We start from the raw sequence: 12,434 nt of genomic DNA on the forward strand, positions 1-12,434 counted from the left end.
AGACACGCATTTTCCGTTTGACCCTGCCCGCGACTCCACTTATACGCCGGTCCCACGACACCGGCCCAGGTGGCGGAATTGGTAGACGCGCTAGCTTCAGGTGCTAGTGTCCGTATGGACGTGGAGGTTCGAGTCCTCTCCTGGGCACCATCCCCCCTCTCTCGATAGCAGACCTCGCCGCCCCAGGTGACCGGAGCTAATTTGCGCCCGCCGTGTCCGGCAGGCGCGGGGGCAGCGCTCAGGCTGCCTGATATTGCGGAGCCGTTGCCAGAAAGCGGCCGTAGGCGCCGGCGTCGGGCGGGGCGAACTGCTCCACCAGCGGGTTCGCGCGCTTCCACTCGGTCGCACCCATGTCCATCAGCAGCTCATCGAAATGCTTGAAATGGAACGGCGCCGAGCACAGCCCGCCGTAGATCTGCGCGGCCGGGCGCTCCTTGCGGCGCCAGTCGAGCATCATCTGGATGTTCTCGTCCATCTCTGCCCGCGAGGGCTGCCGCGCCAGCTGGCCGTCGGCGTAGCGCACCAGCCAGTTCGCCACCATTTCAGCCGACAGAATCGTGCAGAAGCTGGAGTTAAAGCCGACGAATCCCATCTCCGGCAGGTCCGGGTTCACCGCAAGCCGGTAGGTGCGGTACTGGCCGTCGGGCTCAATCAGCTTGTCCAGGTGGCGCTGCGCCAGATAGGGAATGCCTAACTTCCAGCCCACCGCGGAGACCACGAGGTCGGCGCCGATGCGCGCACCGTTCTCCAGCACGATCTCGTCACCCTCGTACCGCTCGAAGGTGGAGCGGACCGGGATGATGGAGCCGTCCTTGAAGCCCTCGAACAGCCCGGGCGTCACGATCGGCACCGAGCAGGAGACGTCCTTTTCGATCGGCACATCCGGCACCATGTCCCATTTCTTCAGGCCAAGCTGCAGCTTCAAAAGCGCCTCCAGCCCGCGGAAATTGGCCCAGATCAGGGGTTTAGCCATGCCATAGAGCGCCTTGTGCAGCCAGCTCCGCCCCCAGCCGTTGAACTGCACCTCCTGCGCGCGCATGTAGAGCAGCTTCTTGAAATTGATGCCGCCGACGAAATAGGGCACCCGCCAGACGTTCTGGCGGTAGACCAGATGCACCTGTTTGGCGCCATGCTGGGCCGCGTTCACCGCCACGTCGGTTGCGGATTTGGAACCGCCCAGCACCACCACCCGCTTGCCGCGCGCGCGTTCCGGGTCGAGGTACTCCGAAGAATGCACCACCTCGCCGCCCTGAGCCTCGAACGACTCCTGCCCCGGGTGGGTGAGGATGTTCTTCTCCGAGAACTGCCCGGTGCAGACCACGGCGAAGTCCACGTCGACCTCGCGCGCCTCCCCCGCCGTTTCTACCACCAGCCGCCAGCCCGGCTGCCCCTCCGGACGCCGGTCCATCTCCAGCACGGCGGTGTTCAGCTGGAACAGGCGGTGCAGGTCATGCTTGTCCGCATAGGAATGCAGGTAGGCATGCACCTGCGGGCCCTTGGGCCACTCGGGGTAGTCTGCGGGCATCGGGTGATCGGTGTAGCAGTAAAGCTCCTTGGGCGATTGCGTCTGCACACCGGGATAGGAGCGCGACAGCTCCCAAACGCCGCCCAGATCATGGCCGCGCTCGAAGCCCAGCACCTCGTGGCCCTTTTCGGCAAACGCCTTGGCTGCTGCCAAACCGCTGACCCCGCCGCCGATGACGGCGACCTTCTTCCTTTTCACCATGTGAGCCTCCTTTACTCGGCCGGGGGCGGCAGAAAGTCGACCTCATGCAGCGCCGACAGCCGAACCAGCTCCTCCGGGTCGGTCACCCCGTCGAGCGCGCCGAAAAGATCGTAGAGCTTGCGCGAGGGCGCGACCCCAAAGACGCAAGTGGCCTCCGCGCCGGAGCGGTTGAAGATGCCATGCGCCACGCCCATCGGCATGCGGATGGTGTCGCCCGGGCCGGCCTTGTGCACATCCTCGCCAAATTCGACCTCCAGCTCTCCCTCCAGCATGGTGATCCACTCGTCCTGGGTGGGGTGCACATGCGGCGGCACGAAAGTGCCGTCCGGAACCACCGCGTGCCAGATGAAGGCGTTTTCGCTGTGCAGCTTGGGCGTATAAGTGTGGCCAACCACGTTCCACGCGGTGCCGTTCAGCCCCTCGGCCGCCTTGGTTACTCCCTGATCCAGAGCCATGTTGTCCTCCCTTTTCAGCTCGTGCACTCAAGCTTAGGACGGGATCGGCAAAACCATTATCCGGAATGCGCAATAAAGCGCAAAATCCTGGCCGGGCGGCGCAAGTTCCGTGCTAGCCTGCCGCAATGGACGCGCCACACACCACACCCAGCGCCGAGCCCCTCCGGGCCTGGCGGCGGTTTCACAGCCGCGACATCGGCGAAGCGCGCGCGATGGTGGCGCGCAAGTTCTGCGACCATGCGCTGGACCCCGCGGGCCGCAGCGCCGGATTCGACACCCGCCACAACCACGCCCCGGGGCGCAGCCTGTCGCTCAACTACCTCAGCTATGGCACCGGGGTGCGGATCGCGCCGGAAGAGCTGCGCGATTTCTACCTGGTGCAGTTACCGCTTACGGGCCGTGCGGAGGTCGCCAACGGCGGCGCCGCGGTCGCCTCCCGCCCCCGCCTGGGCACGGTGCTGAACCCGGACCGGAAGTCGCGGATGACCTGGCACGCGGACTGCCGGATGCTGTTGCTGCAAATCAGCCGTTCGGCGCTGCACGGCACCGCCGAACGCGCCGCAGGCATGGCTCTGCCCGAAGCGGTGGTCTTTGACACCGCGGTGCCGCTGGAAGCGGGAAGACTTCAGGACTGGGCGCGCCAGTTCTCGGCCTGCGTCAGGGCCACCAGCCGGCAGGAGGGTTTCGGCACCTGGTCCGCCTTGCAGCAGCAGGTGATCGAGGAGCAGCTGATGCTCGGCTTCCTCAGCCATCAGGACAGCAACATCCGCCACCTGCTGGACCGCCCCGCGCCCCGCGCCGGCAGCGCCCAGATCCGCCGCGCGCAGGACTTCATCCACGCGCATCTATCTGACCCGGTCAGCCTGCCCGGGATCGCCGGCGCCGCTGGCTGCAGCCTGCGCTCGCTGCAGGCGGGGTTCCAGGCCGCCTTCGGCCTCAGCCCGATGCAATACCTGCGTGACCAGAGGCTCGACATGGCGCATTACCTGCTGCTGTCCGGCCCGCCCGGCAGCAGCGTCGGAAGCATCGCCCATGACTGCGGCTTTGCCCACCTCGGCCGCTTTGCCCAGCTCTACCGCGCGCGCTTCGGCCAGCCGCCCAGCGCCACCGCCCGGGCGCGCGACCTGTCCGGGTGTGCCCGCGGCGCAGGCTCCGGCGGCACGGCGGAAAGCGCGGCCGGAGATGCATTTTCCGTTTGACGCCGCCGCGAAGCACTTTTATACGCCCTCCTACTGCATCCGTGCCCAGATGGCGGAATTGGTAGACGCGCTAGCTTCAGGTGCTAGTGTCCGTATGGACGTGGAGGTTCGAGTCCTCTTCTGGGCACCACTGCCGGAAATCCCGATAATCAAAGACACGATCCCGCCTCTCGCCGAGGCCGCGTGCCCCCCGTGCGCTCCGGCTCCCGCAAGGGCAAGGTGTGGCTCGCGCATTACGCCATTGCATTTTACCTAAAGTTGAGTAATTTCACCCCATCCGCTCTGCGCCTCGGCCCTCCCCCGTCGGCAAGCGGCTGTACCTATGATTTTTTTCAGATTTTTGGAACTTGCGTCTTCTACCTATGCACGACCACACTTTCCCCGGCGCCCTTGCGCATTCAACCGGTGAGACCGCCGCTGCTCTGCGCGAATCTGCCGACGCGGCGGCGAGTCGCTGGACCCGCTACGACCTCGGCAGTGACGGCAGCTTCCAAGGCACGCTCAGCTACCGGGGCGACCGTGACTGGACTGCCATCTCGCTGGAGGAAGGCGCCACCTACAGCTTCACCCTGAAAGGCAGCGCCAGCGGCCAAGGCAGTCTCAGCGATCCGCTGCTGCGGCTTTACGATGGCAACGGCCGCGAGCTGCGGGTGGATGATGACAGCGGCTTGGGGTTTGAAGCGGCGCTGACCTTCACCGCTGCCGCAACAGGCACTTACTACCTCGCCGCGTGCAGCTATGGCGACTACGGCACGGGCAGCTACCTGCTCGAAGCCGCCCGCCAAGCGCCGCCGCAGCCTGCCTCCCTGAACCAGCTTGCCGACTATCTGACCGATGGCTTCTGGCAGGACCGCGGCCTGAGCGGGCGCAGCTTCGACACCAGCCGCGACAGCGTCATAACGGTCGACGTGACCGATCTCACCGCCGAAGGCCGCCAGCTGGCCCGCTGGGCTTTCGATGCGTGGGAGATGGCCGCGGACATCGAGTTCCGCGAGGTCAGCCATGGCGCCGGCATCACCTTCGGCGACAACGACGCCGGGGCCTACTCCTATTCGGACGTGCGCAATGGCACGATCGAAAGCTCCTATATCAATGTCTCGCTGCCTTGGCTGGCCCACTACGGCACCAGCATCGACAGCTATTCCTATCAGACCTATCTGCATGAAATCGGCCACGCGCTGGGGCTGGGGCATCAGGGCCATTACAACGGCAGCGCCACCTACGGCATCGACAATGAATTCGCCAACGACAGCTGGCAGCTCTCGGTGATGTCCTACTTCTCGCAGAACGAGAACACGCTGACGGATGCCAGCGAAGCGCTGCTGCTGACGCCGATGATGGCGGATGTGATCGCGATCCAGGATCTCTACGGCAGACCAGATGCGGATAGCGCGACCGCGGGCGATACGGTCTGGGGGCCGGGATCGCAGCTGCCCGGCGTGCTAAGCGATCTCTTCAACGGCCAGGACCACTACCGCGGCAACAACGTCGCCTTCACCATCTGCGACCGGGACGGTACCGACACGCTGGACGCCAGCGGCTTTTCCACTAGCAGCCGGATCGACCTGCGCGGCGGGCATTTTTCGGATATCGGTGAGCTCACCGGCAACGTCGGCATCGCCCGCGGCACGGTGGTAGAGAACGCGCTGGCCGGCAGCGGCCGTGACAGCGTGACCGGCAACGCAGCGGACAACATGATCCGCGGCGGCGCGGGCGGCGACCGGCTGGGCGGCCGCGGAGGCGACGATCTGCTGGCAGGCGGCCGCGGAGGCGACCGGCTCTTCGGCCACGGCGGCAACGACCGGCTGCGCGGCCACAACGGCGCGGACCAGCTGCGCGGCGGCGGCGGCCGGGATGGGCTCACGGGCGGCGGCGGCGATGACCGCCTCGATGGCGGCGGCGGCAACGACCGGCTGACCGGCGGCAGCGGCGCAGATGTCTTTGTCTTCAGCGCCGGCCACGGCCGTGACGTGGTGCGTGATTTCAACGCCGGGCGCGGTGACAGGCTGGACTTCAGCGAACTCGACGGCTTCGGCAGCTTTGCTAGTGTCCTTGCCGCCGCAAGGGACGGCAACGCCGGTGTGCGCATCACCACCGGCGCGGACAGCTCGCTGCTGCTGCAGGGCGTCAGCCTCGACAGCCTCGGCGTCGACGACTTCCTGTTCTGAACGCGCGCAGGGCGGCGCCGGCAGTTGAGTTCGGCGGCCAGAGCGCCTATTTCCCTTGCAACCGCGCCGCGCGGCGGCAAGCAAGAGGGAACTCCAGTGGCCAACCACCTGTACAAGAACGACCTGCCCGACGGGCTGGACCTCGGCCCCGTCGTGGCGATCGACTGTGAAACCATGGGGCTGAACCCGCACCGCGACCGGCTCTGCGTGATCCAGATGTCGGGCGGCGACGGCGACGCCCATATCGTGCAGGTGGAGAAGGGCCAGACCGCGGCGCCCAACCTCTGCCGCATGCTGGAAGACCCGAATGTGCTGAAGCTGTTCCACTTCGGCCGTTTCGACATTGCCGCCATGTACAATGCCTTCGGCGCCCTGGCCGCGCCGGTCTACTGCACCAAGATCGCCAGCCGCCTGGTGCGCACCTACACCGACCGGCACGGGCTGAAGAACCTGACCCAGGAACTGCTGGGCATCGACATCTCCAAGCAGCAGCAGATGAGCGACTGGGGCGCGGAGGACCTGACCGAGGCGCAGCTCGACTACGCCGCCTCGGACGTGCTGCACCTGCACCGCCTGCGCGACGCACTGGATGCGCGGCTCGCCCGCGAAGGCCGCACCGGGATGGCCCAGGCCTGCTTCGGCTTCCTGCCCATGCGCGCCAAGCTGGATCTCGCCGGCTGGCCCGAAATTGATATCTTTGCCCACTCATGACCCATACCGAAGACTTCCTCGCCACTGCCCGCCAGGTCATCACCGATGAGGCCGCGGCGCTCAACGCGCTGGCCGAGGGGCTGGACCGCCGCTTTGCCGAAGCGGTCGACCTGATCCTCAAGGCCGAGGGCCGCATCATCGTGAGCGGTATCGGCAAATCCGGCCATATCGGCCACAAGATCGCGGCCACGCTCGCCTCCACCGGGACGCCCGCCTATTTCGTGCATCCGGCCGAAGCCAGCCACGGCGACCTCGGCATGCTGTCGGGCGGCGACGTGGTGCTGGCGATCTCCAACTCGGGCGAGGCGCCGGAACTGGCGAACCTGCTGGCCTTCACCCGCCGCTTCGGCATTCCGCTGATCGGGCTTTCCAGCAAGATGGAGAGCACCCTGATGAAACAGGCCGACGTGCATCTGCAGATCCCCTCGATGGGCGAGGCCTGCGGCTTTGGCATGGTGCCCTCGATCTCCACCACGCTGACGTTGGCGATGGGCGATGCGCTGGCCATCGCGCTGATGAAGCACCGCGATTTCCGCCCCGAGAACTTCCGCGATTTCCACCCGGGCGGCAAGCTCGGCGCGCGGCTGAGCAAAGTGCGCGACCTGATGCATGCGGGCGAGGCCCTGCCGCTGGTGGCCGAGACCACCCCGATGCCCGACGCGCTCATCGAGATCAGCCAGAAGGGCTTCGGTGTCGCGGGCGTTGCCGCCGCGGACGGCTCGCTTGCGGGCATTATCACCGACGGCGACCTGCGCCGCCACATGAACGGGCTCCTGGAAAAGACCGCGGCTGAGGTAATGACCGCCGCCCCTGCCACCATCGCCCCCGGCGCCATGGCCGAGGAAGCGGTGGCGGTGATGAACCAGCGCAAGATCACCTGCCTCTTCGTGGTCGACCCGGACAACGGCCGCAAGGCGGAAGGGCTCCTGCACATCCACGACTGCCTGCGCGCGGGCCTCGGCTGAGCCGCGAAAGGAGGGCGTCATGGACAGGCATTCCCGCGCCGTTGCCTATCTGAAGGTGCTGCTGCCGCTCACCGCGCTGGTGCTGCTGTCCACCCTATTCATGATCTCGCGCGGTTCCGACATCGAAGCGGTGATCCCCTTCGCCGAGACGGAGATCGAGGACCGGCTGCGCGGCCAGCAGGTGACCGCGCCCTATTTCTCCGGCACCACGGCGGAGGGCGACGAGATCATGGTGACCGCAAGCCTCGCCCGCCCCGGCGGCGCCAGCGCCCCGGCGGTCGCCAGCGATCTGAAAGCCGAGATCCGCATGGCCGGGGGCGGACGGATCGCGCTGTCCTCGGACACCGGCGCCGTTTACCCGGACCGGGATCTTGCAGAATTTGCCGGCGGCGTCACCATCACCTCGGCTGACGGGCTGACGGTGGAGACCGAAATCCTGAACACCGCACTGAGCGGGCTGGAAGCGGAAAGCCCCGGCCCGGTGCGCGCCCGCGGCCCGATCGGCGACCTCACCGCCGGCAACATGCGCATCCGCGCGAAAACCGAAGGCGGCCCGGTGCATATGCTGTTCAAGGACGGGGTGAAGCTGATATACGATCCCCAAAAACCGGAAAGATAGACCGTGCCCCATCTTCGCGCCCTTCTGTTCTGCCTGCCGCTGGCCTTTGCGGCCCTGGTCCCCGCTTCCGCCCCGGCACAGGAGGCCTCGGTGGCCTTCGGCGCAGTGAAAGCCGACCCCAGCCAGCCGGTCGAGGTGACCGCCGATGCGCTGGCCGTGAACCAGGCCGACGGTTCTGCCGAGTTCACCGGCAACGTGCTGATCGTTCAGGGGGTGATGCGGCTCTCCGCCGATGAGGTGCTGGTGATCTACAAGACCGGCGCGGAAGACGGCGGCAAAAAGGGCATCGAACGGCTGGAGGCCACCGGCAACGTGCTCCTGGTCAGCGGCCCCGACGCCGCCGAGGCCGAGCGCGCCGAATACACTATCGACAGCGGCACCGTGGTGATGACCGGCAACGTGCTGCTCAGCCAGCAGAACAACACGCTGACCTCGGACCGGCTGGAAGTGAACCTGACCTCCGGCTCCGCCCGCATGGCCGGCCGCGTCAAGACCATCCTCAACCCGGAGGGCGGCAGCAACTGATGGCAAAACCCGACCTGAAAGTGACCGAAGGCTCCTCCGGTCTGCGGATCGAGCGGCTGCGCAAATCCTACCGCAAGAAGGTGGTCATCCGCGATGTCAGCATGTCGCTGAACCGCGGCGAGGTGGTGGCGCTCCTGGGCCCGAACGGCTCCGGCAAGACCACCAGCTTCTACGCCATCGCAGGGCTGGTGTTCCCCGAGGCCGGGGTGGTGTCGATCGACGGGCAGAACGTGACCGGCCTGCCGATGTACCGCCGTGCCCGGCTCGGCATCGGATATCTGCCGCAGGAGATGTCGATCTTCCGCGGCCTGTCGGTGGAGGACAACATCTCCGCCGTGCTCGATATTTCGCAAAAGCACGAGCACAAGCGCCGCGAGCGGCTGGAAGAGCTGCTATCGGATTTCTCCATCGAGCACCTGCGCCGCGCGCCTGCGCTGGCGCTCTCGGGCGGTGAGCGCCGCCGGGTGGAAATCGCCCGCTGCCTGGCCGCCGATCCCAAATACCTCTTGCTGGACGAGCCCTTCGCAGGCGTCGACCCGATCTCGGTCGGGGACATCCGCCACCTGGTCGCGGACCTCAAGAAGCGCGGCATCGGGGTGCTGATCACCGATCACAACGTGCGCGAGACGCTGGAGATCGTCGACCGCGCCTATATTCTGCACGACGGCCAGGTGCTGATGTCCGGCAGCCCCGAGGAAGTGGTGGAAAACGAAAACGTCCGCCGCGTCTATCTGGGCGACAATTTCCGCATTTCCTGACCCTGCCGCCGGCTTCGGCGCACCCCGGTCCGGGCCTGTCCGGGCCGGCCCTGCGCCCCGCTTGCAGGCCCTCCTGCCGGCCCCGTTCCGCCTGCGCTCCGGCCGGCCCGGGGAGGCCAAACGGGGCGGTCGGCAACCCGCGTGCCAGCGCTAACGAACCGTTGCCGAATTTGCGCGATATCCATTGACTCTCCTGCTGACATGCCGTCGAATTGGCCAATGGCATATGTGCAATCCGATGCAAACCGCGCGCCGGCCTTGGCAACAGGGCCCGGGCGGGTGCTTCCGGATGCCAGGCCTGACCCCCGGAGCCGGACCTGACACCAGGCCGCCAAGGATTGCCTTGGCGGCAGGCCCGGCGCCACATTCGTGAAGGAGATCACATGCGTTACAAAATCAGCGGCAAACAGATCGACATCGGCGAAGCTCTGCAAACCCACGTGCAGACCGAGCTTGGGACGGCGGTTCAGAAATATGCCGAACGCCCGACCGACGCGACCGTGGTCTTTTCCCGTTCGGCGCATGAATATGTGTGCGAAACCACCGTGCATCTGTCCACCGGGCTGACCGCCCAGGCCAAGGCGCATGCCACCGAAATCTATGCCTCTTTCGAAGGCTGCTGCGAGAAGATGGAGAAACAGCTGCGCCGCTACAAGCGCCGCCTCAAGGATCACCACCGCGACCGCAGCGAACCGGTTGAACATCTCGGCGCCAATTCGTATATCCTCGCCTCTGAGGATACCGGCGGCGAACCGGACTCGCTGCAGCCGATCATCGTGGCCGAGATGGAGACCCGCATTCCGTCCCTGTCGGTGGGCGAGGCCGTGATGCAGATGGAACTGGCCGGCGCGCCGGTCCTGGTCTTCCGCAACGAAGGCAAGGACGGGCTGAACGTGGTCTACCGCCGCGAAGACGGCAACATCGGGTGGATCGACCCGTAACACGAAGGCAGCGCCTCCCGGCCGGGGCGCCGGAACGGAGCAGACACATGCAGATTTCCAGCATTCTCAAGCCAGAGGCGGTCCGGGTGATCGGATCGGCCTCCAGCAAGAAGCGCCTGTTTCAGGAAATCTCGGATGTCGCCAGCACCGCCTACGGGTTCGATGCCCAGACCGCGGTCGAGGCCCTCCTCGACCGCGAGAGCCTCGGCCCCACCGGGGTCGGGCACGGCGTCGCCCTGCCCCATGCCCGGCTCGATGAGCTGGACGAAATCTGCGGCGTTTTCCTGGTGCTGGAAAAGCCTCTGGACTTCGGCGCGGTGGACCGACAGCCGGTTGACATCGCCTTTGCCCTCTTCGCGCCCGAGGATGCGGGCGTAGAGCACCTGAAGGCGCTGGCGCTGGTCTCGCGCACCCTGCGCGAGCAGAGCTTCTGCACCAAGCTGCGCGCCAACCACGACCCGGCGACGCTTTACACCATCCTGACCGAAGACCACTCGGTGAAGGCCGCCTGAACCGCGCCGCCCGGCCCCGCCATCCGTCCGGCCGCCGCCGCCGCCGCACCAGCGCGCCGCCGCGCCTGTCCTGCAGCCCGCTTCACTCTGTCCGCCACCTGCTCCGCGCCGCCGCCGAGGGCACTCTCCCGCCCGTCATCGGCCCCCTCGCGGAGGCACTCTTCCCGTTGGGCCGGGCGCTGCGCTGACGCGCAGCGTGCGCGGCGCGCCCTACAGCCGTGCGGCCAGCGGATCTTCTTGGCCGCAATGCCGGAACTTGGCTTGCGGCAATCCTGCGTATGCCACACCCGCGCCGCGCTTGGCGCGGCGCTTGGCCCAAGGCCGTTCCGGCGGTCCGGGCGCAGCCCGGGCAGCTGGCGGGCGCGGGAGCCCCCCCGGTCCCCGCCGTGCATCCGGCGCAGCAGGTCATTGCGGCCGCCAGGGTTCGAAACCGAAACTCACGTAGTCGCGCTGATAGACCGAGGCGACCAGCGCCTCCAGCTCCGCGTCGTATATATCGGCAAGCGGAAACGGCGCGTCCGGCTCCGCGGGCGCAGGCACAGGCACGGTTCCAGGCGCCTCAGCCCGCCCCAGACGCTCGGCCAGCGCGGGCAGCGCCGCGGCCATCTCCTCTTCGCGCAGCACAAAGTCCGGCGCGCCGAGTTCGGCAAAGCCCGCAAGCGCCTGCGCCTGGCTTGCCCATTCCGCATCCACCCGGACCGAGGTCTGCCCGGCCAGGTTCGCCCGCACGAAGCCCAGGTAGGCGGCAAAGGCAGCCTTATGCTCCGCCCGGCTGTACTCCGGCCCCGGCCCGTCCTCGGGCAGCGGCAGCTTGAACTGCCGCCGCAGGGTGCTGCGGATGCCGCTATAGCAGCCCGGGCCCGTCTGCAGGATGCGGCGGCAGAACACCGCATGCGCCCGCGCCGCCGGATGGCGCAGCACGGTAAAGCTGCGGAATCCCTTGCTGGCACGTTTCCACTGGCGCAGCTGCTTCTGGTTCATGCCCTGGTGCAGCGCCTCAGGCGCCTCACCCTCCAGCGCCGCCATCCACTGCACCACGTCCGCCTCCGGCCCGCCGCGCACCGGCAGGTACAAGAGGCGCGACTCCCGCCCTGCCACATAGCCGGGCACCGCCGGGCCGCGGCGCGGCTCGAAATTCGGGGTGCGGGCAAGGTTGAAACGGTCCAGATCCGCCAGCCCGGCGGGAACGTCTTCGGGATTGGCGATCTTGTCCAGCACCGCCGCCGGGTTCTGCCGTTTCAGCTTGCCGTCCAGCGCGCTGAGCCGCCCCGGCACCCCAAGCCAGCGCGCCAGACCGTTCATCACTTCCAGATTTTGCAGGTCCTCATAAGCCACATAGAACGCCGTCTGGCCGCTGATTTGCAGCCGGTTCATCAGCATCACCTGAAAGGCCTGCAGCTCAGCCGCATGCGACGCAAACTCAGCGCCGTCGAACTCTGCCTGCGCCGTCTTGCGCCGCTTCACGTCTGTCAGCTTCCACTGGTTGGTCGCGCGGGCGATCTTCAAAGAGACGTAGCTTTCGAGCGGATTGCGGGTGAGCACGATCTTGGCGCAGCGCGGATCCTCCAGCATCAGGTCCAGCACCCGCGGGTCGTGGTTGTGGAAATACCGGAAGCCCCCCAGCACCCCCGGCAGCTCCCGGATGCGCGCGATGAGGGCGGCAGGATCGGCCTCGCGCTGATCGAGCGACATGCCCAAGAGCCCGGTCTTGTTCAGATAGCCCATGAAGGCGGGGTTGAAGGCCTCGCCATGGCAGGCCACCCCTTCCAGCGCGTTGAGGTTGCTTTCCAGGAAGTTGGAGCCTGTGCGCATTTCGGCAAAGACAGCGAAGTAGTCAAACGGAGAGGTCATCGGG

12 protein-coding genes and 2 tRNA genes are annotated in these 12,434 nt (G+C 67.0%); 11 read left to right on the forward strand and 3 right to left on the reverse strand.

The features are described from left to right. Window positions 1-63: 63 nt before the first annotated feature. Window positions 64-150, forward strand: a tRNA-Leu gene (locus ACOHX0_RS02110). An 88-nt stretch (window positions 151-238) separates the two neighbouring features. Here the strand turns inward: ACOHX0_RS02110 and ACOHX0_RS02115 are convergent. Both ACOHX0_RS02115 and ACOHX0_RS02120 read right to left on the reverse strand, forming a co-directional pair. Beyond that, window positions 239-1,726, reverse strand: a complete 1,488-nt coding sequence (locus tag ACOHX0_RS02115) for a flavin-containing monooxygenase (RefSeq protein ID WP_420674986.1) — start codon at window positions 1,724-1,726, stop codon at window positions 239-241. 11 nt (window positions 1,727-1,737) lie between these two features. Then, a complete protein-coding gene (locus ACOHX0_RS02120) occupies window positions 1,738-2,181 on the reverse strand; it encodes a cupin domain-containing protein (protein ID WP_420674987.1) in 444 nt (147 codons plus the stop codon). Window positions 2,182-2,306: 125 nt separating this feature from the next. Between ACOHX0_RS02120 and ACOHX0_RS02125 the strand changes: the two genes are divergently transcribed. The 10 genes from ACOHX0_RS02125 (at window position 2,307) to ACOHX0_RS02170 (ending at window position 10,579) form a co-directional block, all read left to right on the forward strand. Continuing rightward, on the forward strand, window positions 2,307-3,380 hold the full coding sequence (locus tag ACOHX0_RS02125; RefSeq protein ID WP_420674988.1) for an AraC-like ligand-binding domain-containing protein: 1,074 nt from the start codon (window positions 2,307-2,309) through the stop codon (window positions 3,378-3,380). Window positions 3,381-3,423: 43 nt separating this feature from the next. Continuing rightward, window positions 3,424-3,510: transfer RNA gene (locus ACOHX0_RS02130), tRNA-Leu, on the forward strand. 232 nt (window positions 3,511-3,742) lie between these two features. After that, complete coding sequence (locus tag ACOHX0_RS02135) at window positions 3,743-5,548, forward strand: M10 family metallopeptidase (RefSeq protein ID WP_420674989.1); 1,806 nt, start codon at window positions 3,743-3,745, stop codon at window positions 5,546-5,548. A 96-nt stretch (window positions 5,549-5,644) separates the two neighbouring features. Further along, window positions 5,645-6,259: a ribonuclease D gene (locus ACOHX0_RS02140; RefSeq protein ID WP_420674990.1), complete on the forward strand. Its 615-nt coding sequence runs from the start codon at window positions 5,645-5,647 to the stop codon at window positions 6,257-6,259. Then, entirely contained in the window at window positions 6,256-7,224 is a 969-nt protein-coding gene (locus ACOHX0_RS02145; protein ID WP_420674991.1) for a KpsF/GutQ family sugar-phosphate isomerase, read from the forward strand. Before ACOHX0_RS02140 ends, ACOHX0_RS02145 begins: the two co-directional genes overlap by 4 nt. A 19-nt stretch (window positions 7,225-7,243) precedes the next feature. Continuing rightward, window positions 7,244-7,843 (forward strand): hypothetical protein, encoded by a 600-nt coding sequence (locus tag ACOHX0_RS02150; protein ID WP_420674992.1) that lies wholly within the window; start codon window positions 7,244-7,246, stop codon window positions 7,841-7,843. 3 nt (window positions 7,844-7,846) lie between these two features. Then, window positions 7,847-8,368, forward strand: coding sequence for a lipopolysaccharide transport periplasmic protein LptA (gene lptA, locus ACOHX0_RS02155; RefSeq protein WP_420674993.1), 522 nt, complete (start codon window positions 7,847-7,849; stop codon window positions 8,366-8,368). Beyond that, on the forward strand, window positions 8,368-9,126 hold the full coding sequence (gene lptB / locus ACOHX0_RS02160) for an LPS export ABC transporter ATP-binding protein (protein WP_420674994.1): 759 nt from the start codon (window positions 8,368-8,370) through the stop codon (window positions 9,124-9,126). The genes lptA and lptB overlap by 1 nt, the downstream gene beginning before the upstream one ends. 383 nt (window positions 9,127-9,509) lie before the next feature. Next, window positions 9,510-10,067, forward strand: coding sequence for a ribosome hibernation-promoting factor, HPF/YfiA family (gene hpf, locus ACOHX0_RS02165; RefSeq protein WP_420674995.1), 558 nt, complete (start codon window positions 9,510-9,512; stop codon window positions 10,065-10,067). A 47-nt stretch (window positions 10,068-10,114) separates the two neighbouring features. Next, the gene (locus ACOHX0_RS02170; RefSeq protein WP_420674996.1) at window positions 10,115-10,579 is read left to right on the forward strand and encodes a PTS sugar transporter subunit IIA; all 465 of its coding nucleotides are present in this window, start codon (window positions 10,115-10,117) and stop codon (window positions 10,577-10,579) included. Between the two features lie 405 nt (window positions 10,580-10,984). Here the strand turns inward: ACOHX0_RS02170 and ACOHX0_RS02175 are convergent, their stop codons facing one another. Continuing rightward, window positions 10,985-12,430, reverse strand: coding sequence for a nodulation protein NodH (locus ACOHX0_RS02175; RefSeq protein WP_420674997.1), 1,446 nt, complete (start codon window positions 12,428-12,430; stop codon window positions 10,985-10,987). Window positions 12,431-12,434 lie beyond the last annotated feature (4 nt).

Origin of the sequence: Cribrihabitans pelagius, assembly GCF_048820915.1 — a bacterium.
Lineage (GTDB): Bacteria > Pseudomonadota > Alphaproteobacteria > Rhodobacterales > Rhodobacteraceae > Cribrihabitans_A > Cribrihabitans_A pelagius.

Bases quoted from the DNA above. Each gene is read 5' to 3' on its own strand.
- hpf (WP_420674995.1), top strand. From the start codon at position 9,510: ATGCGTTACAAAATCAGCGGCAAACAGATCGACATCGGCGAAGCTCTG.
- ACOHX0_RS02145 (WP_420674991.1), top strand. From the start codon at position 6,256: ATGACCCATACCGAAGACTTCCTCGCCACTGCCCGCCAGGTCATCACC.
- ACOHX0_RS02150 (WP_420674992.1), top strand. From the start codon at position 7,244: ATGGACAGGCATTCCCGCGCCGTTGCCTATCTGAAGGTGCTGCTGCCG.
- ACOHX0_RS02120 (WP_420674987.1), bottom strand. From the start codon at position 2,181: ATGGCTCTGGATCAGGGAGTAACCAAGGCGGCCGAGGGGCTGAACGGC.
- ACOHX0_RS02125 (WP_420674988.1), top strand. From the start codon at position 2,307: ATGGACGCGCCACACACCACACCCAGCGCCGAGCCCCTCCGGGCCTGG.
- ACOHX0_RS02175 (WP_420674997.1), bottom strand. From the start codon at position 12,430: ATGACCTCTCCGTTTGACTACTTCGCTGTCTTTGCCGAAATGCGCACA.
- lptB (WP_420674994.1), top strand. From the start codon at position 8,368: ATGGCAAAACCCGACCTGAAAGTGACCGAAGGCTCCTCCGGTCTGCGG.
- ACOHX0_RS02135 (WP_420674989.1), top strand. From the start codon at position 3,743: ATGCACGACCACACTTTCCCCGGCGCCCTTGCGCATTCAACCGGTGAG.
- ACOHX0_RS02115 (WP_420674986.1), bottom strand. From the start codon at position 1,726: ATGGTGAAAAGGAAGAAGGTCGCCGTCATCGGCGGCGGGGTCAGCGGT.
- ACOHX0_RS02170 (WP_420674996.1), top strand. From the start codon at position 10,115: ATGCAGATTTCCAGCATTCTCAAGCCAGAGGCGGTCCGGGTGATCGGA.